This window comes from Nocardioides sp. NPDC057767, from assembly GCF_042798275.1.
Lineage (GTDB): Bacteria > Actinomycetota > Actinomycetes > Propionibacteriales > Nocardioidaceae > Nocardioides.
On record NZ_JBHVKJ010000076.1, the window covers coordinates 1 to 22,959 of the forward strand.

The following is a 22,959-nucleotide window of genomic DNA, read 5'->3' on the forward strand; positions in this document are numbered from 1 at the left end:
AGACAGGAGCTGGCCCGGGCCAGCTCGACGAAAGCCTCCGCCGCCGGCGAGAGCGTCGACGCCTCGAAGACCAGCCCGTAGCGCCGGCTCAGCGCGGGTGTGAACGAGCGGACCTCCGCGCCGCGCGCCCGGGCGAAGCCGGCCAGTGAGCGCTCGATGAAGGTGCCACCGACGCCGGCCAGCGCGAAGGACAGGCGGGCTTCTCTGTTCTGGAGCACCGCAGCCGGCGGACGAAGCCGGCCGGCGGCCGCCATGGTGCGCACGATCTCGTCGGCGTGCGATCCTCCCGGGGGGACGACGACGAGCGGGATGTCGGGGAGCTCGTCCCACCGGATCGGGTCGTGCGCGGGGACCTCGCTCCCCTCGGGGAAGGCGATCCAGTACTCCTGGGTACCCAGCTCGATCACGTCGAGCGGCTGGTCCCTGGGGCTCGGCCGAGCGCTCTCGGCGTAGGGAAGATGCGACACCACGATCTCGCAACCACCGCTGCGCAGCGCGACCGTCGCATCGTCATCGCTCTGCTTGCCGATGCTGATGAGCACCTTCGGATAGCGGCGGCGGTACTCGGCGACGAGCGCGGGCACCATCCCGGTGCCGAGCGCGGGGATGGTGGAGAGGTCGAGACGGCCGTGGAGCTGCCCCTCCCGGTCACGCACTGCGCCTTCAGCGGCCGCGACACCGCGCAGGATCCGCCGCGCGGAGCCGACCATGGTCAGGCCTGCGGAGGTCGGCACCATCCCCCTCCCGATCCGGTGGAAGAGGGCGGTACCGAGCTCACGCTCGAGCGAGCGGAGCGCCTGCGAGATCGTCGGCTGTGCGACGCCGAGCGACGTCGCGGCCGCGTGCACGCTGTCGTGGTCGACGACGGCGAGGAAGTAGCGCAGGTGGTGCACGTCCATGGCTCCAACCTAGGTGGTCGGCCGAGCCGTATGTCAGGTCAGCGCGCCGCCATCCGGATCGCGCCGTCCAGCCGGATCGTCTCGCCGTTGAGGTAGCCGTTCTCCACGATGGTGCCAGCGAGGTGGGCGAACTCGTCGACGTGGCCGAGGCGGGCCGGGTTGGGGACGGTGGCCTCCAGCGAGGCACGTACGTCCTCACGCAGCCGGGCGAGCAGCGGTGTGTCCATGATGCCGGGAGCAACGGTGCAGACGCGAATGTTGCGGCTCGCCAGGTCCCGCGCGGCGGTCAGGGTCATCCCGACGACGCCGGCCTTCGACGCGGCGTAGTTGACCTGCCCGATCTGTCCTTCGTACGCCGCCACCGAAGCGGTGAGCACGATGGCGCCGCGCTCCCCATCGAGGAGGTCGAGCCGCGCCATCCGCTCCGCGCCGAGCCGCAGCGCGTTGAACGAGCCGATCAGGTTCAGCCGGATCACGAACTCGAAGTCCTCCAGCGACCCGGCGCTGCCGTCCTTGTCGAGGATCCGCATCCGGCGGCCGGCGCCGGCGCAGTGCACCAGCCCGCGCAGCCCGCCCTGGGCATCGGCGATGTCGAGCGCAGCGGCGAACTGGTCTGCGTCGGTGACGTCGGCGGGGGCGAACGTGGCGCTCTCGCCGAGCTCGCCCGCGACCCGCTCCCCTTCTGAGCCCGGCAGGTCGATCAGGGTGACCCGGGCGCCCTTCTTCAGCAGTCGTCGGGCAGTGGCGAGGCCGAGTCCGGAGGCTCCTCCGGTGACGGCGGTGGTGAGGCCTTCCAGCCGCATGTGGTCCCTTTCGGAGAAGTGTCAGACAAGCTCGAGGATCGTCGCGTTGGCGAGCCCGCCGGCCTCGCACATCGCCTGCAGGCCGTAGCGGATGCCGTGGTCGCGCATGTGGTGGGCCAGCCGAGTCATCAGGATCGCCCCGGAGGCGCCGAGCGGGTGGCCCACGGAGATCGCGCCGCCGAGCGGGTTGAGCCGCTCGTCGAGGCCGCCGGTCTCCGCCTGCCAGGCCAGCGGAACCGGGGCGAACGCCTCGTTGACCTCGTAGACGCCGATGTCGTCGATGCCGAGCCCGGCGCGCTGCAGCACCTTCGCGGTGGCCGCGATCGGGGCGGTCAGCATCATCACCGGGTCGTCGCCGGCGAGAGCCGAGGCGTGCACCCGCACGATCGGCTGCCACCCGCGTGCCGCGGCGGTCTCGCTCGAGGTCACCAGCAGCGCCGCGGCGCCGTCGGAGATCTGCGACGAGTTGCCGGCGGTGATCACGCCGTCCTCCCGGAAGACCGTACGCAGCCCGCCCAGTGTCTCCACCGAGGTGCCGCGGCGCAGCCCCTCGTCGGCCTCGAGACCGGCGATCGGCACCAGCTGAGCGGCGAAGGCGCCGGCATCGGTGGCTGCGGCGGTGCGCGCGTGCGACCGCGCGGAGTACTCGTCGAGCCGCTGTCGCGAGAAGCCCCACTTGTCGGCGACCATCTCGGCGCCGATGCCCTGGTTGAACCCGTCGACGCCGTAGCGCTCGAGGACGGACGGCGGGTAGGGCACGCCGTCGCCGCGGGCGCTGCCCATCGGCACCCGGGTCATCGACTCGACGCCACCGGCGACGGCGATGTCGTAGTGGCCGGCGATCACGCCGGCAGCCGCGAAGCTGACGGCCTGCTGACCCGATCCGCAGCGCCGGTCGACCACGGTGCTCGGCACCGACTCGGGCCACCCGGCCGCGAGCACGCCGACCCGGCCGATGCTGCCGGACTGGTCGCCGACCTGGCTCACGCAGCCCCAGATGACGTCGTCGACGGCTGCCGGCTCGAGGTCGTTGCGTGCCGCCAGCGCGGCGAGCACGTGGGCGCTCAGATCGCCGGGGTGGATGTCGGCGTAGGCGCCGTTGCGCCTGCCGATCGGCGTGCGGATGGCGTCGACGATCACTGCATCACGCATGAGTGTCTCCTGGTTCGTCGGCGAGGGGTTCGTCGGCGACGGGTTCGTTGGCGATGGCCCGAAGCTCGTTCTTGAGGATCTTTCCGGCGGGGTTGCTGGGCAGCTGGTCGACGACGTGCACGGCGCGGATCTTCTTGTAGGGCAGCACCCGCTCCGCGACGTACGTCATCAGTGCGGTCGCGTCGACACGACGGTCCGCGGCGGGGACCACGAAGGCGACCGGCTCCTGGCCGAACCCGGTGACGTCGCGGCCGACGACGGCGGCGCGGCCGACGTCCGGATGGCTGACGAGCAGGTCCTCGAGCTCGCGCGGATAGACGTTGTAGCCCTTGTAGATGAGCATGTCCTTGGCCCGGTCGCAGATGAAGAGGAAGCCGTCCTCGTCGATGTAGCCGATGTCGCCGGTGTCGAGCCAGCCCTCGACGTACTGCGCCGCGGTGGCGTCGGGCCGACCGAGGTAGCCGTCGGTGACCTGCGGGCCCCGGACCCACAGTTCGCCGCGCTGCCCCGGCCCGAGCGGCGGCTCCCCCGGCACGCCGGAGCGGATCTGGAGCTCGGTGTCGAAGACCGGCAGGCCGACGCTCCCCTGCTTGCGCAGGCCGTCTCGGAAGGCGATCCCGCCCGAGACGAGACAGGTCGCCTCGGTGAGGCCGTAGCCCTCCAGGATCGTCGCCGACGGGAACAGGTCCTGCAGGGCTTCCAGGGTCGGTCCGTCGATCGGCGCAGCACCCGAGGACACGACCCGCACCGAGGAGAAGTCGCGCTCGCCGGTGTCGGCCGAGGCCCCGACAAGGGCATGCCACATGGTCGGGCTGCCGGTGATGTAGGTCGCCCGCTCCCGCTCGGCCAGGTCCAGCATCCGGGTCGGCTCGAATCGGCCGAGCAACACCTGCGTGGTGCCGCACACGTGCAGGAAGCTGCTGTTGATCAGCGCGTGCGCGTGGAACATCGGCGAGACCACGATGCTCACCGCGTCGCCGGGCGCCACGCCGGCCTCGGCGGCGTCCGGCAACGGCACCAGCATGCAGCCACCGCCGTCAAGCGCCTCGATCGCGTGCCCGGCCCGCCAGCCGGTCATCTGTGCGACGTTGGCGACCACGTTGCGGTGCAGCACGCGGACCGCCTTCGAGACGCCGGTCGTGCCGCCGGTGTAGGCGAGGTGTGCGACGTCGTCGGGTCCGACGCGGGTCTCGGGCGGGGTCGTCGGGTGGCCCGCGACGAAGTCGTCGAGCCGGACCGCGTCGGCCGGGAGATCGCGGGTGGTCGGTGCCGCCGAGGTCGGCGGAACCACGACCACCGTACGCAGTCCGGTGCCCGCGCGGGCCTCGTCGAGTACCCGGGCGTGCTCGGGGTGCGAGAGCGCCGCGACCGCGCGGGTCTGCTCGATCTGGGCCCGCAGCCCGGGCACGGGCTGCAGCGGATTGGTCGGTGACACCGTGGCGCCGGCCAGCAGGATCCCGTAGTAGGAGGGCAGGAACCACAGCGAGTTCGGCTGGTGCAGCACCACGACGTCGCGGTCCCCGACACCAGCGGCGCGAAGGCCGTGGGCGATCGCGCAGGCTCGGGCATGGAGCTCGGCGAACGTCAGCGTCTCCTCGCCGTCGCGCAGCGCGACCCGGTCGCCGTAGGCCGCAGCAGCGCCCGCGTTGAGGTCCCCGACCGTGATCGGGGCGTAGGACAGCTCCCGCGGCAGCTGGGCCGGCCAGTAGCCACCGGTGGCCGGTCGCGTCGCGGGGCTCATCGGCCCTGCCAGACCGGACGGCGCTTCTCCGCGAAGGCGCGCGCCCCCTCCGCGGCATCGGAGGACGCGAACACCGGCTCCACGATCTCCCGCTGCCGGACGTAGCGCTCCTCGGTCGGCCAGTCACGTGACTCGACCATCACCCGCTTGCTCGCCGCGACCGCGAGAGGACCGTTGGCCGCGATCCGGTCGGCGAGCGCCAGCGCGGCGTCGAGCGCGGAGCCGTCCTCGACGACGTGGTTGACCAGCCCGATGTCGTAGGCCCGCCGGGCCTCCAGGAAATCCCCGGTCAGGACCAGCTCCATGGCGATGGCGGGTGGGATCCGCTCCGGCAGCCGGAGCAGGCCGCCACCGGCGGCGACCAGGCCGCGCTTGACCTCCGGGACGCCGAACCGGGCGCCGCGCCCGGCGACGACCATGTCGCAGGCGAGTACGATCTCGCAGCCGCCGGCGAGGGCGTACCCCTCGACGGCCGCGATGACCGGCTTGGCCGGCGGCGTCTCGGTGATGCCCGCAAAACCGCGACCCGGAACGCTCGGGCGCTCGCCGCGCAGGAATGCCTTCAGGTCCATGCCCGCACAGAAGGTGCCGCCGGCGCCGGTGATGACACCGACGGACAGGTCGGGCCGGGCGTCGAGCGTGTCCAACGCGGCGGCTACGGCGTCGGAGACCGCCCGGTCCACTGCGTTCCTGGCTTCGGGTCGGTCGAGGGTGATGACGAGGACGCCGGGGCGCTCCTCGACGCGGACCACGGCGGCGGTGTCGGGTCTGGTGTCGATGCTCATCGAATGCTCCTTCTCGGGGGTCACAGACCGAGCGACTTGGCGACGATGGTCTTCATGACCTCGCTGGTGCCGCCGTAGATGCGGCTGACCCGGGCGTCGGCGTAGAGCCGCGCGATGGGGTATTCGTTCATGTAGCCGTAGCCACCGTGCAGCTGCAGGCACTTGTCGACGACCCGCGCCTGCATCTCGGTCATCCACAGCTTCAGGGCCGCCGCGTCGGGACCGGAGAGATCGCCGCGGTCGTGCGCCTCGAGCGCCTGGTCGAGGAACGCCTGGCCGGCCGCGACGTCGGCGGCACACTCGGCGAGCACGAACTTGGTGTTCTGGAACTCGGCGACCGCCTTGCCGAAGACCTGCCGTTCGCGGACGTAGTCACGGGCGAGGTCGACGGCGTGGGCGGCAGCCGACCAGGCCCCGACGGCGATGGTCAGCCTCTCTTGGGGAAGGTTGTGGCTGAGGTAGCCGAACGCCTGACCCTCCTCACCGAGCAGGTCCGCGGACGGCACCCGCACGTCGTCGAAGGAGAGCTCGCAGGTGTCCTGCGCCTTCAGCCCCATCTTGTCGAGGATCCGGCCGACCTGATATCCAGGGCTCTTCGTGTCCACGACCAGGATGCTCAGTCCGGTGCGACGGTTGGCGGGGTCGGGCGCGGAGGTCCGGGCGACCACCAGGACCCGGTCGGCGTTGTAGCCGCCGCTGATGAAGGTCTTGGCGCCGTTGAGGATGTAGCAGTCGCCGTCGAGGCGGGCGCTCGTGCGGATCCCGGCGAGGTCGGATCCGGTGCCGGGCTCGGTCATCGCGATGGCGGTCATCAGCTCACCGGACGCGAAGCCGGGCAGCCATCGCTGCTTCTGCTCCTCGGTGGCGTACGCCAGCAGGTAGGGCAGCACCAGATCCATGTGCACCCGGAGCGGTCCGAGGTTGATGTTGGACCGCACCGACTCCTCGGTGACGATGGCGTTGAACTTGTAGGACGCCACGCCTGCGCCGCCATACTCCTCCGGCACCTGGATCCCGACGATCCCGAGCTCGGCGGCCTGGCGGTAGAACTCCCGCGGTGGGTGGCCGGCCCGCTCCCAGTCGGGGAAGTCGGGGGCGACCTGCTTCTCGAAGAACTGGCGGACCGTGCCCCGGAAGGCCTCGTGGTCCTCGTCGAAGATCGTGCGCTGCATCGTTGCTCCTGGAATCAGAGGGACGTACGTGTCAGACCGGCCAGCCGGGCCTTGTCGCGCTCCGGGTTCACCATCAACATGGCGGCGAGGGCGCCGACGACGGCGAAGGCCCCGAAGATCTGGAAGGCCCTGGCGAACCCGTCGGCCGGGCTAGCCGCGGCGTCGACGATCACGCCGGTGACGTACGGCGCCACCAGGCCGCCGACGGCCATCAGGGCCAGGAAGATCCCGAGCGTGTTGGCCATCTGCCGCGGCCGGACGACCTCGGAGATCGCGGAGTTGAACAGCGGGAAGACGCTGGCGCCGAACGCGTAACCGACCGAGACGACGATCACCGCCACGACGGGCGCACCCAGGTAGGGCACCACCGTCATCGCCAGGCCGCACACCAGCAGGCCGGCCGCGGGCACGATGCCGCGGAGCACTCGCGAGGTGGCGCCCCTGGCGAGCAGTCGGTCGCCGACGCCGGAGAGCAGGAACATCACGACCAGGCTGGCGATGCTGGGGAAGGCGAACATCGTGCCCGCCTGGACCTGGCTGTAGCCGAGACCGAGCTCGAAGTAGGACGGCAGGAAGGTCAGCACGACGGTGACGAGTGCGTACATCGACATCACCGCGAGGGCGCCGCCGACGAAGGTCGGGGTGGTGAGCACCGCTCTCCACGGCGAGACCGGCTCGTCGTCGTCCGAGGCCGGGGTCGCCTTGTCGGTGCCGTAGGGACCGACCCGCCAGGTCGGCAGCCAGAACACGGCCCACACCACGCCCGCGGCCGCGAGCACCAGGAAGGCGGCTCGCCACCCCTGCGTCGCCATCAGGATCGCGAGGGCCGGTGCGATCGCGATCTTGGCGATCGAGGCGGAGGCGGTGATGCACGCGGCGGGCAGGCCGCGCTTCTCGCGCGGATGCCAGGAGAACACCGAGGTGTGCACGAGCGCACTGGAGGGACCTTCGAGGAAACCGAGCAGCATCCGGCTGAGCAGCAGCACCGTGAACGTCGCCGAGAGCACCAGCGGCAGCATCGCCACCGACCACCCGATGGCGAGGAGAACGAGGGCCGCCTTCAGCGTCATCCAGCGGTTCAGCGGTCCTGCGAAGAAGCCGCCGATGGTGAAGGCCAGGAAGAACGCGCTGCCGACCAGACCGATCTGCGAGGCGCTCAGTCCGAGCTCTTTCGCGAGCGGCTGGGCAGCGAGGCCGAACACGGCCTTGTCGGCCCAGTTGACGACGTACAGCGAAACCAGCAGGCCGGTGAAACCCCACGCCTTGGCACGTGACTCACCTGCTTGCGTATCGGCCCCTGACGAGGCGGAGAGATGGGTAGCGGTCACGGTTGTCTCCTTCGCAGAACCACAGGGATCGCTGCCCCGGCCGGTCAGTGCTCGGGCCGTCATCGGGCGGCATCACCATGGTTGTGGCGCCGGGTCCCGCACCGCAAAGACTCTTCGGCTAACCGATCGATAGGTGATTCCTATGACGACAGTCACACTTCAGGCACTGATGAAGTCGGGCCGTCTGCGCTCCAGGAAGGCCGACCGGCCCTCGGCGAACTGGCTGCCGGCGAGGAGCTCGACCTGGAGGTCGGCCTCGGCCGCGAGTACGCCGTCGAGGCTCTGGTCGGTCTGGGTGAGGATGCGCCGGGTGCCGGTCACCATCGGTGCCGAGAGCTCGGCCAGCCGCGAGGCGAGCTCGACGGCGTGCTCGAGCGCACGACCGTCGTCGACGACGGTCTCGACCGCGCCGATCCGCTCGGCCTCGGCGGCGTCGAAGGTGCGTACGGTCAGCAGCAGCTCGCGTGCGCGTCCCTGGCCGACGCGGCGCGGGAGGGTGTAGGCGAGGCCGGTGTCGGGGCCGAGCCCGATCTTCCCGAAGGAGGTCGAGAAGGTCGCCGAGCGGCCGGCGACCACGAGGTCGCAGGCGGCGGCCAGGGCGAGGCCGAGGCCGTAGGCGCCACCCTCGACCGCGGCGAGGATCGGCCGCTCGCCGGTGGCCAGCTGGCGTACGACGGCGTTGACGACCTCGAGCCGCTGCCGGGCGACGTCGCGGTCCTGCGACATCGACCGGATGTCGCCGCCCGCGGAGAACACCGAGCCGGAGCCGGTCAGGACGACGGCGCGGGCCTCCACCTCGGCTGCCCGGAGTGCGTCGAGCAGGTCCAGCCGGTCGGCGAGGTCGAGCGCGTTGCGGCGCTCGGGACGGTCGAGGGTGAGGATCCGGACGTGGCCCCGGTCCTCGACCCGGACCGCCTTGGTCCGCAGGCTCTCGCTCATCCCTGGAACTCCTTGATCATCTGCTTGGCGATGATCAGCTTCTGGATCTCGCTGGTGCCCTCGTAGAGCCGGAAGAGCCGCGCGTCGCGGTAGAACCGCTCGACCGGCACCTCGCGCATGTAACCGAGACCGCCGTGGATCTGGACCGCGCGGTCGGCGATCCGGTCGACGGCCTCGGTGCAGAACAGCTTGCACAGCGACGGTGCCGTACGCCGGTCGCTGCCGTCGTCCCAGCTACGGGCTGCCTCGAGCACCATCGCCCGACCGGCGTACGCCTCGGTCCGGCTCTCGGCGAGCATCGCCTGGATCAGCTGGAACTCGGCCAGCTTCTGGCCGCCCTGCCCGTTGGTCGTGGCGTGGCGCAGGCTCTCCTCGATCAGCCGGTCGGCCAGGCCGACGGTCAGCGCAGCGATGTGCAGCCGGCCCTTGGCCAGCGACCGCATCGCCGCCGAGAAGCCCTCGCCCTCGACCTCGCCGACCAGGTTCTCGGCGGGCACCCGCACGTTGTCGAGGAAGATCTCCGACGTCACCGCACCGCGCTGACCCATCTTGTGGTCGCGCGGGCCGATGGTGACGCCGGGGGTGTCGGTCGGCACCACGAACACCGAGATGTTCTTCGCGCCCTCGGCGAGGTCGCCGGTGCGGGCGAAGACCATGAGCAGGTCGGCCCAGATCGCGTTGGTGATGAAGCGCTTCTGCCCGTTGATGACGTACGCATCGCCCTCACGCACCGCGCGCGTGCGCAGGCCGCTCGGGTCGGAGCCGGCCTCCGGCTCGGTCAGTGCGAAGGACGCCACCAGCTCGCCGCTGGCCAGCCCGGGCAGGTACTGCTGCTTCTGCCGCTCGGTGCCGCAGTTGACCAGCACCTGGCCGGCGATGCCGTTGTTGGTGCCGAACATCGAGCGGAACGACGGCGTCGTCCAGCCGAGCTCCATCGCCAGCCGGACCTCCTCCGACATGCTGAAGCCGAGACCGCCGTACTCCTCGGGGATGGCATAGCCGAACAGGCCCATGGCCGCGGCCTGCCGGCGGAGCCGGTCGGGGATCTGGTCGGTCTCCTCGATCTCGTCCTCGGCCGTGACGACCTCCTTGCGGACGAACGCGCGGACGGCGTCGAGGATCGAGTCGAACTCGTCGGGCTCCATGGGTGCTCCTTCGTGCAGGGATCAGGGCGTGGGAACGGGTACGTCGCCGGGCCGGCCCACCACGCCGTCGGCGGCCAGCCGGTCGATGGCATCGGCGTCGAGGCCGAGCTCGGCGAGGACGGCGTCGGTGTGGGCGCCGAGCTCGGGAATGGCCCCCATCGGCAGCTCGACGTCGCGGAACGTCATCGGCGGCAGCACGCCGCGGACCGGCCCTGCGGGAGTGTCGACATCGCGCCACCGGTCGCGCCCGACGAGCTGCGGGTGGTCGACGAGGCCGGACATGTCGTTGATCTGGGCAGCGGGCACGCCGGCCGCGGCGAGCCGGGCATCGAGGTCGGCGGTGGCGAAGCCACGGGTGTGCTCGGCGACGACCGCGTCGCACTCCTCGCGGTTGGCGACGCGCAGCGGGTTGGAGGCCAGCCGCGGGTGGTCGGCGAGGTCGGGCCGGTCGAAGACGTCGGTCACCAGCGCCCGCCAGCCGCGGTCGTTCTGGACGCCGATCAGGATCTCGCCGTCGGCGGTCGGGTAGGCGTCGTAGGGCGCGATCGAGGCGTGGCTGAGCCCCATCCGGGGGATCTGGCGGCCGCCGTACATCTGCATGTACATCGGGTGGCCGAGCCACTCCACGGTCGCGTCGAACATCGACACGTCGACGATGCCGCCCCTGCCGGTGCGCTCGCGGCGGAAGAGGGCGGCGAGGATCGCCTGGCTGGTGTAGAGCCCGGCGGCGATGTCGGAGCTCGGGACGCCGGTCTTGGTCGGCGTCTCGGGGGTGCCGGTGACCGAGATCAGGCCGGACTCCGCCTGGATCAGCATGTCGTAGGCCTTGCGGTCGCGCAGCGGGCCGCCGGTGCCGTAGCCGGAGATGCCGGCGACGACGAGCCGCGGATGGCGTTCGGCGAGCTCCTCGGCTCCGAGGCCGAGCCGCTCGGCGGCGCCGGGTGCGGCGTTCTGCAGGAACACGTCGGCGCCGGCGACCAGCCGGCGCGCGAGCTCGGCGCCGTCGGCCGACTTGAGGTCGAGCGCCACCGACTCCTTGCCGCGGTTGAGCCACACGAAGTGCGAGGCGAGGCCGTGCACCGCATGGTCGTAGTTGCGCGCGAAGTCGCCCTCGCCCACCCGCTCCAGCTTGATCACGCGGGCACCGAGATCCGCGAGATGACGGGTGGCGAGCGGGGCCGCGACGGCCTGCTCGAGGGCGACCACGGTGATGCCCGCCAACGGGAGGTCGATGGCCGTGTCGGTGGTCATGCAGAAAGCATGGCGCGACTTCTTATGCCCGTCCAATACCTAATCATTGGATGATTGTTCCCACTGATGCAAGAGTTGTCCCTATGGATCTGCACCATCTCGAGGCCTTCCTGGCCGTCGCCGAGGAGCTGCACTTCGGCCGGGCGGCCGAACGGCTGCACATCGCCCAGCCCCCGCTGAGCCGCACCATCAAGCAGCTCGAGCGGGACCTCGGTGCCCAGCTCTTCGACCGGACGACCCGGAGCGTACGGCTGACGTCCGCCGGCGAGGCGCTGGTGCGGCCGGCGCAGGAGGTGCTCGAGGGCATGCGCACCGCACGCCGGGCGGTCCGCTCGGCAGGCAGGGGCGAGACCGGACGGGTCCGGATCGGGTTCGCCGGTCCGTCCTCCCACGTGCTGGTGGGCCAGCTCGGCCGGATCGTGCGCGAGCAGCATCCCGGGATCGAGCTGATGCTGCAGAGCACCACCTACAACTACGAGGCGCTGCGCTCGCTGCAGGACGGCGAGCTCGACCTGGCCATCGCGCGCTGGCGGATCGAGCCGCAGGGGCTGGCGCACCGGGTCATCGCGATCGAGCACTACGTGCTCGCCGTGCCCGCCGGACACCGGCTGGCCGGCCGAGGGCACGTCAGCATGGCGGAGTGCCGGGACGAGCCCTTCGTGGCGCTGCCGGCGGACCCCGGCTCGAGCGTGCGCGACGCCTTCGTCGAGACGGCGTCCCAGGCCGGGTTCGTGCCCAACATCGTGCAGACCGCGCCGGACAGCTGGACCGCCGTCGCGCTGGTCGCAGCCGGCGTCGGGATCACGTTCACGCTCGACACCGCGATCGCCAACGTCGTGCAGACCGGCATCGACGTGGTCCGGATCAGCGAGTGCGAACGGCCCACGTTTCAGCAGCTCGCCTGGCGTCAGGAGGACCGGAGCCCGGCGCTGCACGCGGTGCTGCGCGCCTCGGAGGAGGCCTTGCCGACCCCGGAGCTGCCGTCGACCCCGCCCGCCTGACCACCGGTCAGCCGTCGGTCGCCACCTTCACCAGGCCGACCTGCGAAGCGGTGGCGACGTGGCGACCGGTCGCGTCGAACAGCTCCCCGACGCCGTGGGCACGCCCGTGCGCGATCGACTCCACGCGGCAGTCGAACTGGTGCCAGCCGGTCAGGTCGGAGGCGGCGTGGAACGTCAGCGCGTGGGTCAGGCTGAGGATCCGGGCGCCAGACTTGTGCCGAGCCGACCCGAGCGCCAGGAAGGACGCCTCGAGAATGCTCATGTCGCTCACGTAGGCGACCAGCGCTGCGCGCAGGACCGGGTCGTCCGGCAGTGGGCTCGTCGCCCGGAAGAAGGTGGTCTGACGGTCGTTCGGCTCGGCGACGGTGAAGTACGGCGGGGCCACCGCGTGCCGGAAGTGGACCGGCCGGCGGAGCCGCCACCAGGGCGGGATCCGCTCGTCGGAGCCGAACCTGTCGGCCAGGTCCGGCAGTGTCACGGGGTCGGGCGCGGGCGCCGGCCGGACGGAGCTGTAGGAGGGCAGGTCGGCACGGACCGTCGCCCACCGCGTGACCGCACTGAAGAGCTCCTCTCCCGCGTCGCCGAGCAGCCGGCTGCGCCGGGTCGCCAGCGACGGTGCGTCGGAGACGACCGTGACCTCCCAGTGCAGCGGCCGGTCCGTCGGCACTCCGCCGACGAAGTCGGCCTGCAGGCTGATGATCCGCTGGTCGGCCCCTACCCCTCGGCCGGCGGCGACCAGTGCCTGGGCCAGGAGGAGGCCACCGAAGAGCCTGCCGGCGGGATGCTGCTGAGGCTCCCCGACCCAATGACCGACCCCGGCGCTCGGCTCGTCGACGCAGCGTAGGTCGAGGAGGTCGAACAGCTCGTCGAGGGTCACGGCAGCGCGGGTGTCAGCGGCAGGAGAGGCGGGGTCCACCCGGCTCATTGTGCCGTCGTTTGTCATCACTTTCGATATCTGTCTCGAACTATTCATACGCATCCGTCAACAGTGAGCGGCGGAAGAAGTATTGGAGTTCGGCACGCGGCTGGCGGCAGGCTGGGGCCACTGACCCATCTCCGTACGCCCCCGAGGAGCACCTATGGCCGCGCCCGACAAGGTCACCGATCTCAGCTCGGCGGTGGCCACCCACGTACGGGACGGCATGACGGTCGCGCTGGAGGGCTTCGGCCACCTGATCCCGTTCGCAGCCGGTCACGAGATCATCCGTCAGGGCCGCCGGAACCTGACCTTCTGCCGGATGACCCCCGACCTGCTGGCCGACCAGATGATCGCCGCCGGCTGCGTCTCGAAGCTGGTCGCCTCGTTCTTCGCCAGCGGCTCGGCGGGTTCCCTGCACGAGGTCAGGCGCCGCATCGAGCGCGCCGACCCGGCGCCGCTCGAGGTCGAGGAGTACAGCCACTACGGCATGGTCTGCCGCTACCAGGCGGGCGCCGCGGGGCTGCCGTTCTTCCCGCTGCGCTCCTACGCCGGCAGCGACCTCCCCAGGCTCAACCCGCTGATCCGCAAGGTCGCCGATCCCTACGGCGGTCCGGACATCTACGTCGTCCCGCCGCTGCGCCCGGACGTGACGATCGTCCACGCCCAACGCGCCGACCGCTCCGGCAACGTCCAGATGTGGGGCATCGTCGGGGCCCAGCAGGAGGCTGCGTACGCGGCCGAGACCGTGATCGCGACCGTCGAGGAGATCGTCGAGGAGGACGTGGTCCGCTCCGACCCCAACCGCACCGTGCTGCCCGCACACGCGGTCACGGCGGTCGTGGAGTGCCCGGGCGGTGCGCACCCGTCCTACACGCAGGGGCACTACGACCGCGACAACGCCTTCTACCGCGAGTGGACCCCCATCAGCCGCGACCGCGAGGCGGTGCTCGGCTGGCTCGACGAGTGGGTCCACCAGGTGCCCGACCGGGCCGCCTATCTCGACAAGCTCGGCGCGGAGCGCTGGACCGGGCTCGGTGTCGCTCCACGTCCTTCGCATCCCGTCGACTTCGGCCGCCGCCGGGTGGCCGCCCAGGAGGCTTCATGAGCACGCCGCTCTCGGACGTGGCCCCGTCCAGCACCGAGTTCCTCGCGGCGGTCGCCGCCCGGCAGCTGGTGGGCAAGCGCCGCGTCTTCGCCGGTGTCGGGCTGCCGACGCTCGCGGTCGACCTGGCGCGGCGCACCGTGAACCCCGACGTCGAGCTGGTCTACGAGTCGGGCATCTGCGGCGCGCAGCCCGAGGGCCTGGCGGAGGGCATCGCCGACTCGGTGCTGGTCTCCGGCGCCGCCGCGGTGCTGAGCATGCCGGCGCTGTTCGGCTACGTCCTCCAGCGCGGCCACGTCGACGTCGGCTTCCTCGGCGCCGCCCAGGTCGACCGGTGGGGCAGCCTCAACACCAGTTTCATCGGCGACTGGGACGAGCCGACGGTGCGGCTGCCGGGCGCCGGCGGCGCGGCGGAGATCATGCCGAACGCCGGCGAGTGCGTCGTGGTGCTGCGTCGCCACGACCCCGGCGCCCTGCCGGCCGAGCTCGACTTCTGCACCTCCCCCAGCCCGGTACGTGCCCACGCGGAGGACCCGAGGATGGTGCCGCCGGGCCACGGGGTCGTCACCGTGATCACCCCGATGGCCGTGCTCCGTCGCCCGGACAAGCTCGGCGAGCTCGAGATCAGCGAGGTCCACCCCGGCCTCACCCTCGACGACGTCCGCGCCGCGACCGGGTGGGAGGTCCGAGTCGCCGACGACGTCCGCGAGACCGCTCGGCCCACCGTCGAGGAGGTCCGGCTGCTCCGCGACGAGATCGACACGGTGCGGCTCTACCTACGATGAGCCAGTCCACCGTCACGTACGAGCCACGCCGGGCGGCGTACGTCGCCCTGCTGGCGTGCTCGACGCTCGGCACCCTGTCGAGCACGATCATCAGCGCGCCGATCAACGTGATCGCGCACGCGATCGGGGCCTCGCCGCGCGGGATCGTGTTCGCGGTCAGCGCCTTCACCCTGGCGATGGTCGTGTGCGCCCCGGTCTCGGGCTGGATGTGCCAGCGGTTCGGCTCTCGCCGGGTGCTCGCCGGGTCGCTGGTGCTGATGGTGGCGGCGCAGGCGGGCGCGGCCTTCAGCCAGGACCTCGTGTTCCTGGTCATGATGCGTGCCCTGCAAGGGGTCGCCTGCTCGGCGGTGCCGCCCGCGATCCAGCAGGTGCTCGGCCGCCACTGGGCCGGCAACCGGGCCCGGGTGATGGCCGCGTGGGCGGCCGCGATCGGCGTCGGTCAGGCCCTCGGACCGCCGTTGGGCGGCCTGGTCGCCGACACGCTCGGCTGGCGTTGGGTCTTCATCACCCACGCCTCGCTCAGCGCCGTGCTGCTGGTGCTGTGCCTGACCGTCGTGCCCGACGTCCCGCCGTCGTACGCCCCGCTCCATGTCAGCGGCATGGCGACCCTTCTGATCGGGATCGGGGCCCTCGTCGGCGCCATCAGCTGGCTCGGACAGCACGGCGGCATCCCGGTGGCAGCGGGGATGGCGGCCGTCGGTGTGCTCGCCCTGGTCGCGCACTCCCAGCTCGGCCGCACCGGTGCCGGACCGTTCGTGCCGCCCGGCCTGCTCAACGAGCGCAGGTTCGTCGCGAGCACGATGGCCGCCGGCACGGTGATGGGGTGCCTGGGCGTGGCGATCGTCGCCACTCCCCTGCACCTGGGCCGCGATCTCGGCCTGGGGCCGGGACACATCGGCATCATGATGCTCGCGCTGGCTCTGGCGATGACCCTCGCGGCACCGCTCTCCTCGCGCGTGACCGAGCGGTTCACCGCCCGGCACACCCTGCGCGGCGGGCTGGTGCTGCTCGGCCTCGGCCTGCTCGCGCTACCGCTGGCCGCGACCGCCTCCGGATCCGGCGCGGTCGTCGCGCTCACCGTGATCGCGCTCGTGGTGACCGGCTCCGCGATCGGCGTCGTCCAGGCGACCTCCGCGCTGGGCCTGATGACCTCCCCCGCGGCCGCCGACGGCGTCGCGCTCGGGCTCCACAACATGCTCCGCTTCACCGGCCTCGCCGTCGGCTACTCCTGGGTCGCGATCGCCTACCCGACCGGGAACCTCGCCCTCGTCTACGGCGTCCCGGTCGCCGCGGTCGCCGTCACCTGGGTGCTGGCCGGCCCTGGCCCGACCACGTCCGAGCCCTCCACGGAAAGGGTGTTCCATGACCATCGCTGACCCCGCTCCCGACACGACGGCCGGCCCGCTCGCGGGCCTTCGGGTGGTCGAGGTGTCGAGCTTCGTCGCCACCCCGCTGTGCGGCACGACGCTGGCGCAGCTCGGCGCCGAGGTGATCCGGGTCGAGCCGCTCGAAGGCGCACCCGACCGCACCCGCTGGCCGCTCAGCGACAGCGGCACCAGCCTCTACTGGAACGGCCTCAACCCCGGGAAGAAGGCCATCGCCGTCGACTGCACCCGCCCGGAAGGTCGCCGCCTGGTCGCGGACCTGGTCGTCTCCGGCGGCCCGTCCGGCGGCATCGTGGTGACCAACACCGAACGCTGGACCGAGCTCGGGTACGCCGCGCTGCGCGCCCGCCGCGACGACGTCATCCACGTGCTCCTCACCGGGCGCCACGACGGCGGGACCGCCGTCGACTACACCGTGCAGGCCGGCACCGGTTTTCCGCTCGTGACCGGCCCCGAGGACCACGCGGCCCCGGTCAACGGCGTGGTGCCGGCGTGGGACCTCGCCGCAGGGCTCCAGCTCGCGACCGGCCTGCTCGCCGCCGAGCGCCGCCGCGCCGTCACCGGCGAGGGCGCCGAGGTGCGGGTCGCGCTGGAGGACGTCGCCCTCGCCGTCGCCGGCAACCTCGGCTACCTCGCCGAGGCGCAGCTGCGACCGGCGAGCGAGCGCGGCTCGACCGGCAACCACGTCTACGGCACCTTCGGCCGCGACTTCACCACCGCCGACGGCGACCGCTTCATGCTGGTGGCCCTCACCCCGCGGCAGTGGTCGGACCTGCTGGGCATCACCGGCCTCGGCGAGGCGGTGGCCGCGCTCGCCCGCGCGCTCGACGCCGACTTCTGCGACGAGGGCTCGCGGTTCCGGCACCGGACCGTGCTCGGCGGCCTGATCGCGGCCTGGTTCGAGCAGCACGACACGGCGTACGTCACGACGGCGCTGTCACGGACCCGGATCCTGTGGTCGCCCTATCGCAGCTTCGGCGACCTCGCCGCCGACGACGCCCGGCTGCTGCGCGAGCACCCGCTGTTCTCGACGGTCTCCCAGCCCGGTGTCGGCGACCTGCTCGCCCCCGGCGCTCCGATCACCGTCGACGGCCACCGGAGCGCGCCCCGGCCCGCACCCGCCGTCGGACAGGACACCGGGGAGGTGCTCGCCGGCACCCTGGGGCTGGCCACCGAAGAGCTGGACGACCTGGTCGCCCGAGGCGTGATCGGCACCCAGGAGGTGGTCGCTCGATGAGCACCGCAGAGACCGCCCGCACCTGGCTCTTCGTCCCCGGTGACCGATCGGAGCGGTTCGCCAAGGCGGCAGCCGCCGGCCCCGACGTGGTCGTCCTCGACCTCGAGGACGCGGTCGCCCCCGCCGCCAAGGACGCGGCCCGCGCCCAGGTCACCGACTGGCTCCCGCAGGCCGAGGTCACCGCCGCCGTGCGGGTCAACGCCGCCGGCTCCACCTGGCACGACGCCGACATCGCCGCGCTCGCGGCCCTCAGCGACCCGACGACCGTGGTGCTGCCGAAGGCCGACAGCCCCGAGGCGATCGCGGCCGTCCTGGACGCCCTCCCCGCCGGCTCCGCGATCGTCGCCCTGGTCGAGACCGCGCTCGGCGTCGCCCGGGCGATCGACCTGGCCCGCTCCCCCGGCGTCGTACGTCTCGCCTTCGGCAGCTTCGACCTCGCCGCCGAGCTCGGGGTCGATCCCGAGCACGCACCGGCCCTCGCGCCCGCCCGCGGCGCCCTGGTGCTCGCCTCCGCCGTCGGCGGACTGGCCGGCCCGATCGACGGCGTCACCGGGGACGTACGCGACCACGAGCGGCTGACCGCAGACGTCGCCGCGGCCGCGGCCCTCGGGTTCACCGGCAAGCTCTGCATCCACCCCGGCCAGGTGGCCCCCGCGGCCGCGGCCCTGGCACCCACCGCCGACGAGGTCGCCTGGGCCGAACGGATCCTGGCCGCCGCGAGCGAGGACGGCGTCGCGCTCGTCGACGGCCGCATGGTCGACGCGCCCGTCGTCGCCCGCGCCCACCGCATCCTCTCCCTCACCCGACCCACCCCAGGAGCAGCCAGATGAGCAGCCTGACCCCCGACGAGCTGGACATGGTCCGGCTCGTCGCCGACTTCGTCGACGAGCGCGTCCGCCCGCGGGTGCGCGAGTTCGAGGCGGACGACATCTATCCCGAGGAGCTCATCGAGGAGATGAAGGACCTCGGCTTCTTCGGCCTCCTGGTGCCGGCCGAGCACGGCGGCGTCGACGTGAGCACCGCCTGCTTCGCCCGGGTCACCGAGGAGCTCGCCCGCGGCTGGATGAGCCTGGCCGGCGCGATCGGCGGGCACTCGGTGATCAGCTACCTGGTCCGCCACTTCGGGACCCCGGCGCAGCAGGAGTCCTACCTGCCGCGGATGGCCGACGGCAGCCTGCGCGCCACGATGGCGCTGACCGAGCCGTCCGGCGGCAGCGACCTGCAGGGGATGCGTACGTTCGCCGACGCCGACGGCGACGACCTGGTCATCACCGGCTCGAAGACGTGGATCTCCAACGCCCAGCACGCCGGCCTGATCGGGCTGCTCTGCGTCACCGACCGCTCCGCCTCCCCCGCGCACCAGGGCATGAGCGTGGTGCTGGTCGAGCCGGGCGACGGGCTCACCGTCTCGGGCAAGATCCCCAAGCTCGGCTACCGCGGCGTCGAGGCCTGCGAGCTCACCTTCGACAGGATGCGCGTGCCCGCGACCGCCGTCCTCGGCGGCACACCCCACCTCGGCTGGGGCCACATGATGCGCGGCCTCGAGGTCGGCCGGATCCAGGTCGCCGCCCGCGCGGTCGGCGTCGGCCAGGCCGCGCTCGACGACGCGCTGGCCTACGCGCAGACCCGGGAGAGCTTCGGGAAGCCGATCTGGAAGCACCAGTCGGTCGGCAACCTGCTCGCCGAGATGGGCACCAAGATGCGCGCCGCCCGGCTGATGACCCTCGACGCCGCCGACCGGCTCGACGCCGGAGACCGCGCCGACATGGAGGCCGGGATGGCCAAGCTCTTCGCCTCGGAGGCGGCCATGCAGGTCGCCCTCGACGCGGTGCGGGTGCACGGCGGCTACGGCTATTCCAAGGAGTACGACGTGGAGCGCTACTTCCGCGACGCCCCGCTGATGATCGTCGGCGAGGGCACCAACGAGATCCAACGCAACGTGATCGCCGCCCAGCTGGTGGCGCGCGACCAGAAGGGAAAGAATTGACATGGCACTTCTCGACAACAAGACCGCGGTGATCACCGGCGGGGCACAGGGCATCGGGCGTGCCGTGGCGGAGCGGTTCGTGGCGGAGGGTGCCCGCGTGGTCATCGCCGATCTCGACGGCGCCGCCGCGGACGCCACGGCCAAGGAGCTGGGCACCGATGTCGCCACCGGCGTGGCCTGCGACGTGGTCAGTGGTGAGGACGTCGAGCGTGCGCTGGAGACCGCGGTCGCGACGTACGGCTCGCTCGACATCGTGGTCAACAACGCCGGCATCACCCGCGACGCGACGATGCGGAAGATGACCGAGGACCAGTTCGACCAGGTGATCGCGGTGCATCTGAAGGGCTGCTGGCACGGCACCCGGCTCGCCGCCGCCCGGATGCGCGAGCAGAAGTCCGGCGCGATCGTGAACATCTCCTCGATCTCCGGCAAGGTCGGCATGGTCGGGCAGACCAACTACTCGGCCGCGAAGGCCGGCATCGTCGGGCTGACCAAGGCCGCGGCGAAGGAGATGGCCCACCACCGGGTGCGGGTCAACGCGATCCAGCCGGGATTGATCCGCTCCGCGATGACCGAGGCGATGCCGCAGCGGATCTGGGACGAGAAGATGGCCGAGATCCCGATGGGCCGCGCCGGCGAGCCGGACGAGATCGCGAACGTCGCCCTCTTCTACGCCTCCTCGCTCTCCTCCTACATGACCGGCACGGTCGTCGAGGTGACCGGCGGGCGGTACATGTGACCTGGCAGCCGCGACGGGTCACGTCGGTCGAGACCCTCGACACGGGTCCGGCCGCCGCCCTCGGTGCGCTCCTCGACAGCGGTTCCCCGGTGCCCGCTGCCGGGGACGTACTCCCGCCGTTGTGGCACTGGGTCGCGCTCCCGCGATGGCCGGTGTCGTCGGCGATCGGCGTCGACGGCCACCCGCGGCGCGGCGACTTCCTGCCCCCGATCGATCTGCCACGACGGATGTTCGCGGGCGGCGAGGTGACCTTCCACGGCGACCTCCGGGCCGGTGCCCGGGTCGCCCGCGAGTCCGAGGTCGTCTCGGTCGAGGAGAAGGCGGGCCGGAGCGGCCGGCTGGCGATCGTCGAGATCCGCACCCGGATCGTGGACGCGGACCGGGACGACCTGCTCGTGGAGGAGCGCCAGGACCTGATCTACCGCGACGCCGCGCCGGCGCCGACGTCGTTCCCCGACCCGGGGCCCGCCTCGGCGGTCACACCGGCCGGGCCACCACTGGTGGCCGAGGACGGCGGCTGGCGCTTCGTCACCGACACGACCCTGCTGATGCGGTTCAGCGCGGCGACCGCCAACCCGCACCGGATCCACTACGACTGGCCCTACGCCACCCGGGTCGAGGGCTATCCGGGTCTCGTCGTCCACGGTCCCCTCTCGACCCTCGTGCTCGCCGAGGCCCTCCGGCTGTCCCACCCCGACCGGGCCGTACGTCGCCTGCGGCATCGCAACACCGCTCCCCTGTTCTGCGGCGACCCCGCCCACGTCGGGATCAACGCGCCGACACCCGACATCGCCGAGGTCGCTCTGCGGCGCCCCGACGGCACCGCGCTGGCCGGCCTCACGGCCGAACTGGCCACCACCACCCCCTGAAAGGCACCCTTCATGAGTCACCCCTCCCGCGACGTGGTCATCTGCGAACCCGTCCGCACCCCGATCGGCCGCTACGGCGGCGTCTTCAAGGACCTGACCCCGGTCGACCTCGGCGTCACCGCACTGCAGGGCCTGCTCGCCCGCACCGGCGTCGACCCGGAGCGGATCGACGACGTCATCCTCGGCCACTGCTACCCCAACGCCGAGGCGCCCGCGATCGGCCGCGTGGTCGGTCTCGACGCCGGGCTCCCGGTCACGGTGGGTGGCCAGCAGGTCGACCGCCGCTGCGGCTCCGGCCTCCAGGCCGTCGCCAACGCGGTGATGCAGGTGGCCTCCGGCGCCAGCGAGATCGTGGTGGCCGGCGGCGCGGAGTCGATGAGCAACGTCGCCTTCTACTCCCTCGACATGCGCTGGGGCGGCGCCCGCACCGGCGTGCAGATCCACGACGGCCTCACCCGCGGCCGGCAGACCCCGGGTGGCCGCTTCCACCCGGTCCCCGGCGGCATGCTCGAGACCGCGGAGAACCTCCGCCGTGAGTACGCCATTCCCCGCGAGGAGCAGGACCGGCTCGCCGTCGGCTCCCACCAGCGCGCGGTCGCCGCCCAGCAGAGCGGCGTCTTCGCCGAGGAGATCGTGCCGGTCACGGTGCCGTCCCGGAAGGGCGACGTCGTCGTCGACACCGACGAGCACCCCCGCGCCGACACCACCCTGGACTCGCTCGCGAAGCTGCGGCCGATCCTCGGCTCCTCGGACCCCGAGGCGACCGTCACCGCCGGCAACGCCAGCGGCCAGAACGACGCGGCCGCGATGTGCCTGGTCACCACCGCCGAGGTCGCCGAGCAGCTCGGCCTGCGGCCGCTGGTCCGTCTGGTGTCCTGGGCCGCCGCCGGCGTACGTCCCGACATCATGGGGATCGGCCCGGTCCCGGCCACCGAGGCCGCCCTCGCCAAGGCCGGCCTGACCCTGGCCGACATGGACGTGATCGAGCTCAACGAGGCCTTCGCCGCCCAGGCGCTCGCGGTGATGCGCGAGTGGAAGTTCACCGACGAGGACCTGGAGCGCACCAACGTCCACGGCTCCGGCATCTCCCTCGGCCACCCGGTCGGCGCCACCGGCGTACGCATGCTCGGCACCCTCGCCCGCGAGCTACACCGCCGCGAGGCCCGCTACGGGCTCGAGACGATGTGCATCGGCGGTGGCCAGGGCATGGCCGCGGTCTTCGAACGGGTGGTCTGATGCGTACGTTCACCTCCGTCGAGGCGATCCAGGCAGCCGTCGGCGAGGAGCTCGGCACGACCGACTGGGTGCAGATCACCCAGGAGCGCGTGGACCGCTTCGCGGAGCTCACCGGCGACCTCCAGTGGATCCACGTCGACGTCGAGCGCGCCACCGCGTCGTCGTTCGGCGGCACCATCGCGCACGGCTACCTGACCCTGTCGATGCTGCCCGGCTTCTCCGGCGAGCTCTACACGATCGAGGCCGGCTCCGCCCGGCTCAACTACGGCCTCGAGAAGGTGCGGTTCCCCGCTCCGGTCAGGGTCGGCTCGAAGATCCGAGCCACGCCGCGGATCAAGGAGGTCCGCGAGGTCCCGGCCGGCACCCAGGTGGTGGTCACTTGGACCGTCGAGGCCGAGGGGGCCGAGCGACCGGTCTGTGTCGCAGAGAGCATCACGCTGGTCCTCCCCTGACGTCTCCCGAGGCCGCCGACCCGCCCTCCGGC

General features: G+C 72.2%; 22 protein-coding genes. 11 read left to right on the top strand and 11 right to left on the bottom strand.

What is annotated here, in order from left to right:
* From ACFVDI_RS26035 to ACFVDI_RS26080, 10 genes are all read right to left on the bottom strand, one after another.
* A partial coding sequence (locus tag ACFVDI_RS26035; protein WP_378911712.1) for a LysR family transcriptional regulator occupies positions 1–899 on the bottom strand: 899 nt, incomplete at its 3' end.
* A 38-nt stretch (positions 900–937) separates the two neighbouring features.
* Positions 938–1,702 (bottom strand): SDR family NAD(P)-dependent oxidoreductase, encoded by a 765-nt coding sequence (locus ACFVDI_RS26040; RefSeq protein WP_378911713.1) that lies wholly within the window; start codon positions 1,700–1,702, stop codon positions 938–940.
* A 21-nt stretch (positions 1,703–1,723) separates the two neighbouring features.
* Positions 1,724–2,854 (bottom strand): thiolase family protein, encoded by a 1,131-nt coding sequence (locus ACFVDI_RS26045; RefSeq protein WP_378911714.1) that lies wholly within the window; start codon positions 2,852–2,854, stop codon positions 1,724–1,726.
* Positions 2,847–4,595 (bottom strand): class I adenylate-forming enzyme family protein, encoded by a 1,749-nt coding sequence (locus ACFVDI_RS26050; protein WP_378911715.1) that lies wholly within the window; start codon positions 4,593–4,595, stop codon positions 2,847–2,849. Before ACFVDI_RS26050 ends, ACFVDI_RS26045 begins: the two co-directional genes overlap by 8 nt.
* Positions 4,592–5,380 (bottom strand): crotonase/enoyl-CoA hydratase family protein, encoded by a 789-nt coding sequence (locus ACFVDI_RS26055; RefSeq protein ID WP_378911716.1) that lies wholly within the window; start codon positions 5,378–5,380, stop codon positions 4,592–4,594. Before ACFVDI_RS26055 ends, ACFVDI_RS26050 begins: the two co-directional genes overlap by 4 nt.
* A gap of 20 nt (positions 5,381–5,400) precedes the next feature.
* Positions 5,401–6,552 (bottom strand): acyl-CoA dehydrogenase family protein, encoded by a 1,152-nt coding sequence (locus ACFVDI_RS26060; RefSeq protein WP_378911717.1) that lies wholly within the window; start codon positions 6,550–6,552, stop codon positions 5,401–5,403.
* Between the two features lie 14 nt (positions 6,553–6,566).
* Positions 6,567–7,880, bottom strand: coding sequence for an MFS transporter (locus tag ACFVDI_RS26065; RefSeq protein ID WP_378911718.1), 1,314 nt, complete (start codon positions 7,878–7,880; stop codon positions 6,567–6,569).
* Positions 7,881–8,039: 159 nt separating this feature from the next.
* Positions 8,040–8,819, bottom strand: coding sequence for an enoyl-CoA hydratase/isomerase family protein (locus tag ACFVDI_RS26070; protein ID WP_378911720.1), 780 nt, complete (start codon positions 8,817–8,819; stop codon positions 8,040–8,042).
* Positions 8,816–9,964 (bottom strand): acyl-CoA dehydrogenase family protein, encoded by a 1,149-nt coding sequence (locus ACFVDI_RS26075; RefSeq protein WP_378911721.1) that lies wholly within the window; start codon positions 9,962–9,964, stop codon positions 8,816–8,818. The genes ACFVDI_RS26070 and ACFVDI_RS26075 overlap by 4 nt, the downstream gene beginning before the upstream one ends.
* 21 nt (positions 9,965–9,985) lie before the next feature.
* Complete coding sequence (locus ACFVDI_RS26080) at positions 9,986–11,215, bottom strand: CaiB/BaiF CoA transferase family protein (protein ID WP_378911722.1); 1,230 nt, start codon at positions 11,213–11,215, stop codon at positions 9,986–9,988.
* 83 nt (positions 11,216–11,298) lie between these two features.
* On the opposite strand from ACFVDI_RS26080, the gene ACFVDI_RS26085 reads away from it, so the two are divergent.
* Positions 11,299–12,216: a LysR family transcriptional regulator gene (locus ACFVDI_RS26085; protein WP_378911723.1), complete on the top strand. Its 918-nt coding sequence runs from the start codon at positions 11,299–11,301 to the stop codon at positions 12,214–12,216.
* A gap of 7 nt (positions 12,217–12,223) precedes the next feature.
* On the opposite strand, the gene ACFVDI_RS26090 is transcribed toward ACFVDI_RS26085, so the two are convergent.
* A complete protein-coding gene (locus tag ACFVDI_RS26090; protein ID WP_378911724.1) occupies positions 12,224–13,141 on the bottom strand; it encodes an acyl-CoA thioesterase in 918 nt (305 codons plus the stop codon).
* A gap of 154 nt (positions 13,142–13,295) precedes the next feature.
* Here ACFVDI_RS26090 and ACFVDI_RS26095 point away from each other — a divergent pair, with 154 nt between their 5' ends.
* The 10 genes from ACFVDI_RS26095 to ACFVDI_RS26140 are packed head-to-tail and all read left to right on the top strand — an operon-like array spanning position 13,296 to position 22,927.
* Positions 13,296–14,240, top strand: coding sequence for a CoA transferase subunit A (locus tag ACFVDI_RS26095; protein WP_378911725.1), 945 nt, complete (start codon positions 13,296–13,298; stop codon positions 14,238–14,240).
* Positions 14,237–15,022 carry a CoA-transferase subunit beta gene (locus ACFVDI_RS26100; protein WP_378911726.1) on the top strand — a complete coding sequence of 262 codons (786 nt, stop codon included), beginning with the start codon at positions 14,237–14,239 and terminating at the stop codon, positions 15,020–15,022. The genes ACFVDI_RS26095 and ACFVDI_RS26100 overlap by 4 nt, the downstream gene beginning before the upstream one ends.
* Positions 15,019–16,398: an MFS transporter gene (locus ACFVDI_RS26105; protein WP_378911727.1), complete on the top strand. Its 1,380-nt coding sequence runs from the start codon at positions 15,019–15,021 to the stop codon at positions 16,396–16,398. Before ACFVDI_RS26100 ends, ACFVDI_RS26105 begins: the two co-directional genes overlap by 4 nt.
* Positions 16,385–17,644, top strand: coding sequence for a CoA transferase (locus ACFVDI_RS26110; RefSeq protein ID WP_378911729.1), 1,260 nt, complete (start codon positions 16,385–16,387; stop codon positions 17,642–17,644). Before ACFVDI_RS26105 ends, ACFVDI_RS26110 begins: the two co-directional genes overlap by 14 nt.
* Positions 17,641–18,474: an HpcH/HpaI aldolase/citrate lyase family protein gene (locus tag ACFVDI_RS26115; RefSeq protein ID WP_378911730.1), complete on the top strand. Its 834-nt coding sequence runs from the start codon at positions 17,641–17,643 to the stop codon at positions 18,472–18,474. The genes ACFVDI_RS26110 and ACFVDI_RS26115 overlap by 4 nt, the downstream gene beginning before the upstream one ends.
* The gene (locus ACFVDI_RS26120; RefSeq protein WP_378911731.1) at positions 18,471–19,631 is read left to right on the top strand and encodes an acyl-CoA dehydrogenase family protein; all 1,161 of its coding nucleotides are present in this window, start codon (positions 18,471–18,473) and stop codon (positions 19,629–19,631) included. Before ACFVDI_RS26115 ends, ACFVDI_RS26120 begins: the two co-directional genes overlap by 4 nt.
* Position 19,632: 1 nt before the next feature.
* Positions 19,633–20,370 carry a 3-oxoacyl-ACP reductase FabG gene (gene fabG, locus ACFVDI_RS26125; protein ID WP_378911732.1) on the top strand — a complete coding sequence of 246 codons (738 nt, stop codon included), beginning with the start codon at positions 19,633–19,635 and terminating at the stop codon, positions 20,368–20,370.
* Positions 20,367–21,239 (top strand): MaoC family dehydratase N-terminal domain-containing protein, encoded by an 873-nt coding sequence (locus ACFVDI_RS26130; RefSeq protein WP_378911734.1) that lies wholly within the window; start codon positions 20,367–20,369, stop codon positions 21,237–21,239. The genes fabG and ACFVDI_RS26130 overlap by 4 nt, the downstream gene beginning before the upstream one ends.
* A 12-nt stretch (positions 21,240–21,251) precedes the next feature.
* On the top strand, positions 21,252–22,475 hold the full coding sequence (locus ACFVDI_RS26135; protein WP_378911736.1) for an acetyl-CoA C-acetyltransferase: 1,224 nt from the start codon (positions 21,252–21,254) through the stop codon (positions 22,473–22,475).
* A complete protein-coding gene (locus ACFVDI_RS26140; RefSeq protein ID WP_378911737.1) occupies positions 22,475–22,927 on the top strand; it encodes a MaoC family dehydratase in 453 nt (150 codons plus the stop codon). Before ACFVDI_RS26135 ends, ACFVDI_RS26140 begins: the two co-directional genes overlap by 1 nt.
* Positions 22,928–22,959: the final 32 nt, after the last annotated feature.

Coding starts and splice junctions, on each gene's coding strand:
- fabG (WP_378911732.1), top strand. CDS start 19,633: ATGGCACTTCTCGACAACAAGACCGCGGTGATCACCGGCGGGGCACAG.
- ACFVDI_RS26085 (WP_378911723.1), top strand. CDS start 11,299: ATGGATCTGCACCATCTCGAGGCCTTCCTGGCCGTCGCCGAGGAGCTG.
- ACFVDI_RS26095 (WP_378911725.1), top strand. CDS start 13,296: ATGGCCGCGCCCGACAAGGTCACCGATCTCAGCTCGGCGGTGGCCACC.
- ACFVDI_RS26135 (WP_378911736.1), top strand. CDS start 21,252: ATGAGTCACCCCTCCCGCGACGTGGTCATCTGCGAACCCGTCCGCACC.
- ACFVDI_RS26055 (WP_378911716.1), bottom strand. CDS start 5,380: ATGAGCATCGACACCAGACCCGACACCGCCGCCGTGGTCCGCGTCGAG.
- ACFVDI_RS26120 (WP_378911731.1), top strand. CDS start 18,471: ATGAGCAGCCTGACCCCCGACGAGCTGGACATGGTCCGGCTCGTCGCC.
- ACFVDI_RS26050 (WP_378911715.1), bottom strand. CDS start 4,595: ATGAGCCCCGCGACGCGACCGGCCACCGGTGGCTACTGGCCGGCCCAG.
- ACFVDI_RS26115 (WP_378911730.1), top strand. CDS start 17,641: ATGAGCACCGCAGAGACCGCCCGCACCTGGCTCTTCGTCCCCGGTGAC.
- ACFVDI_RS26090 (WP_378911724.1), bottom strand. CDS start 13,141: ATGAGCCGGGTGGACCCCGCCTCTCCTGCCGCTGACACCCGCGCTGCC.
- ACFVDI_RS26045 (WP_378911714.1), bottom strand. CDS start 2,854: ATGCGTGATGCAGTGATCGTCGACGCCATCCGCACGCCGATCGGCAGG.
- ACFVDI_RS26105 (WP_378911727.1), top strand. CDS start 15,019: ATGAGCCAGTCCACCGTCACGTACGAGCCACGCCGGGCGGCGTACGTC.
- ACFVDI_RS26070 (WP_378911720.1), bottom strand. CDS start 8,819: ATGAGCGAGAGCCTGCGGACCAAGGCGGTCCGGGTCGAGGACCGGGGC.
- ACFVDI_RS26040 (WP_378911713.1), bottom strand. CDS start 1,702: ATGCGGCTGGAAGGCCTCACCACCGCCGTCACCGGAGGAGCCTCCGGA.
- ACFVDI_RS26110 (WP_378911729.1), top strand. CDS start 16,385: ATGACCATCGCTGACCCCGCTCCCGACACGACGGCCGGCCCGCTCGCG.
- ACFVDI_RS26080 (WP_378911722.1), bottom strand. CDS start 11,215: ATGACCACCGACACGGCCATCGACCTCCCGTTGGCGGGCATCACCGTG.
- ACFVDI_RS26140 (WP_378911737.1), top strand. CDS start 22,475: ATGCGTACGTTCACCTCCGTCGAGGCGATCCAGGCAGCCGTCGGCGAG.
- ACFVDI_RS26100 (WP_378911726.1), top strand. CDS start 14,237: ATGAGCACGCCGCTCTCGGACGTGGCCCCGTCCAGCACCGAGTTCCTC.
- ACFVDI_RS26060 (WP_378911717.1), bottom strand. CDS start 6,552: ATGCAGCGCACGATCTTCGACGAGGACCACGAGGCCTTCCGGGGCACG.
- ACFVDI_RS26075 (WP_378911721.1), bottom strand. CDS start 9,964: ATGGAGCCCGACGAGTTCGACTCGATCCTCGACGCCGTCCGCGCGTTC.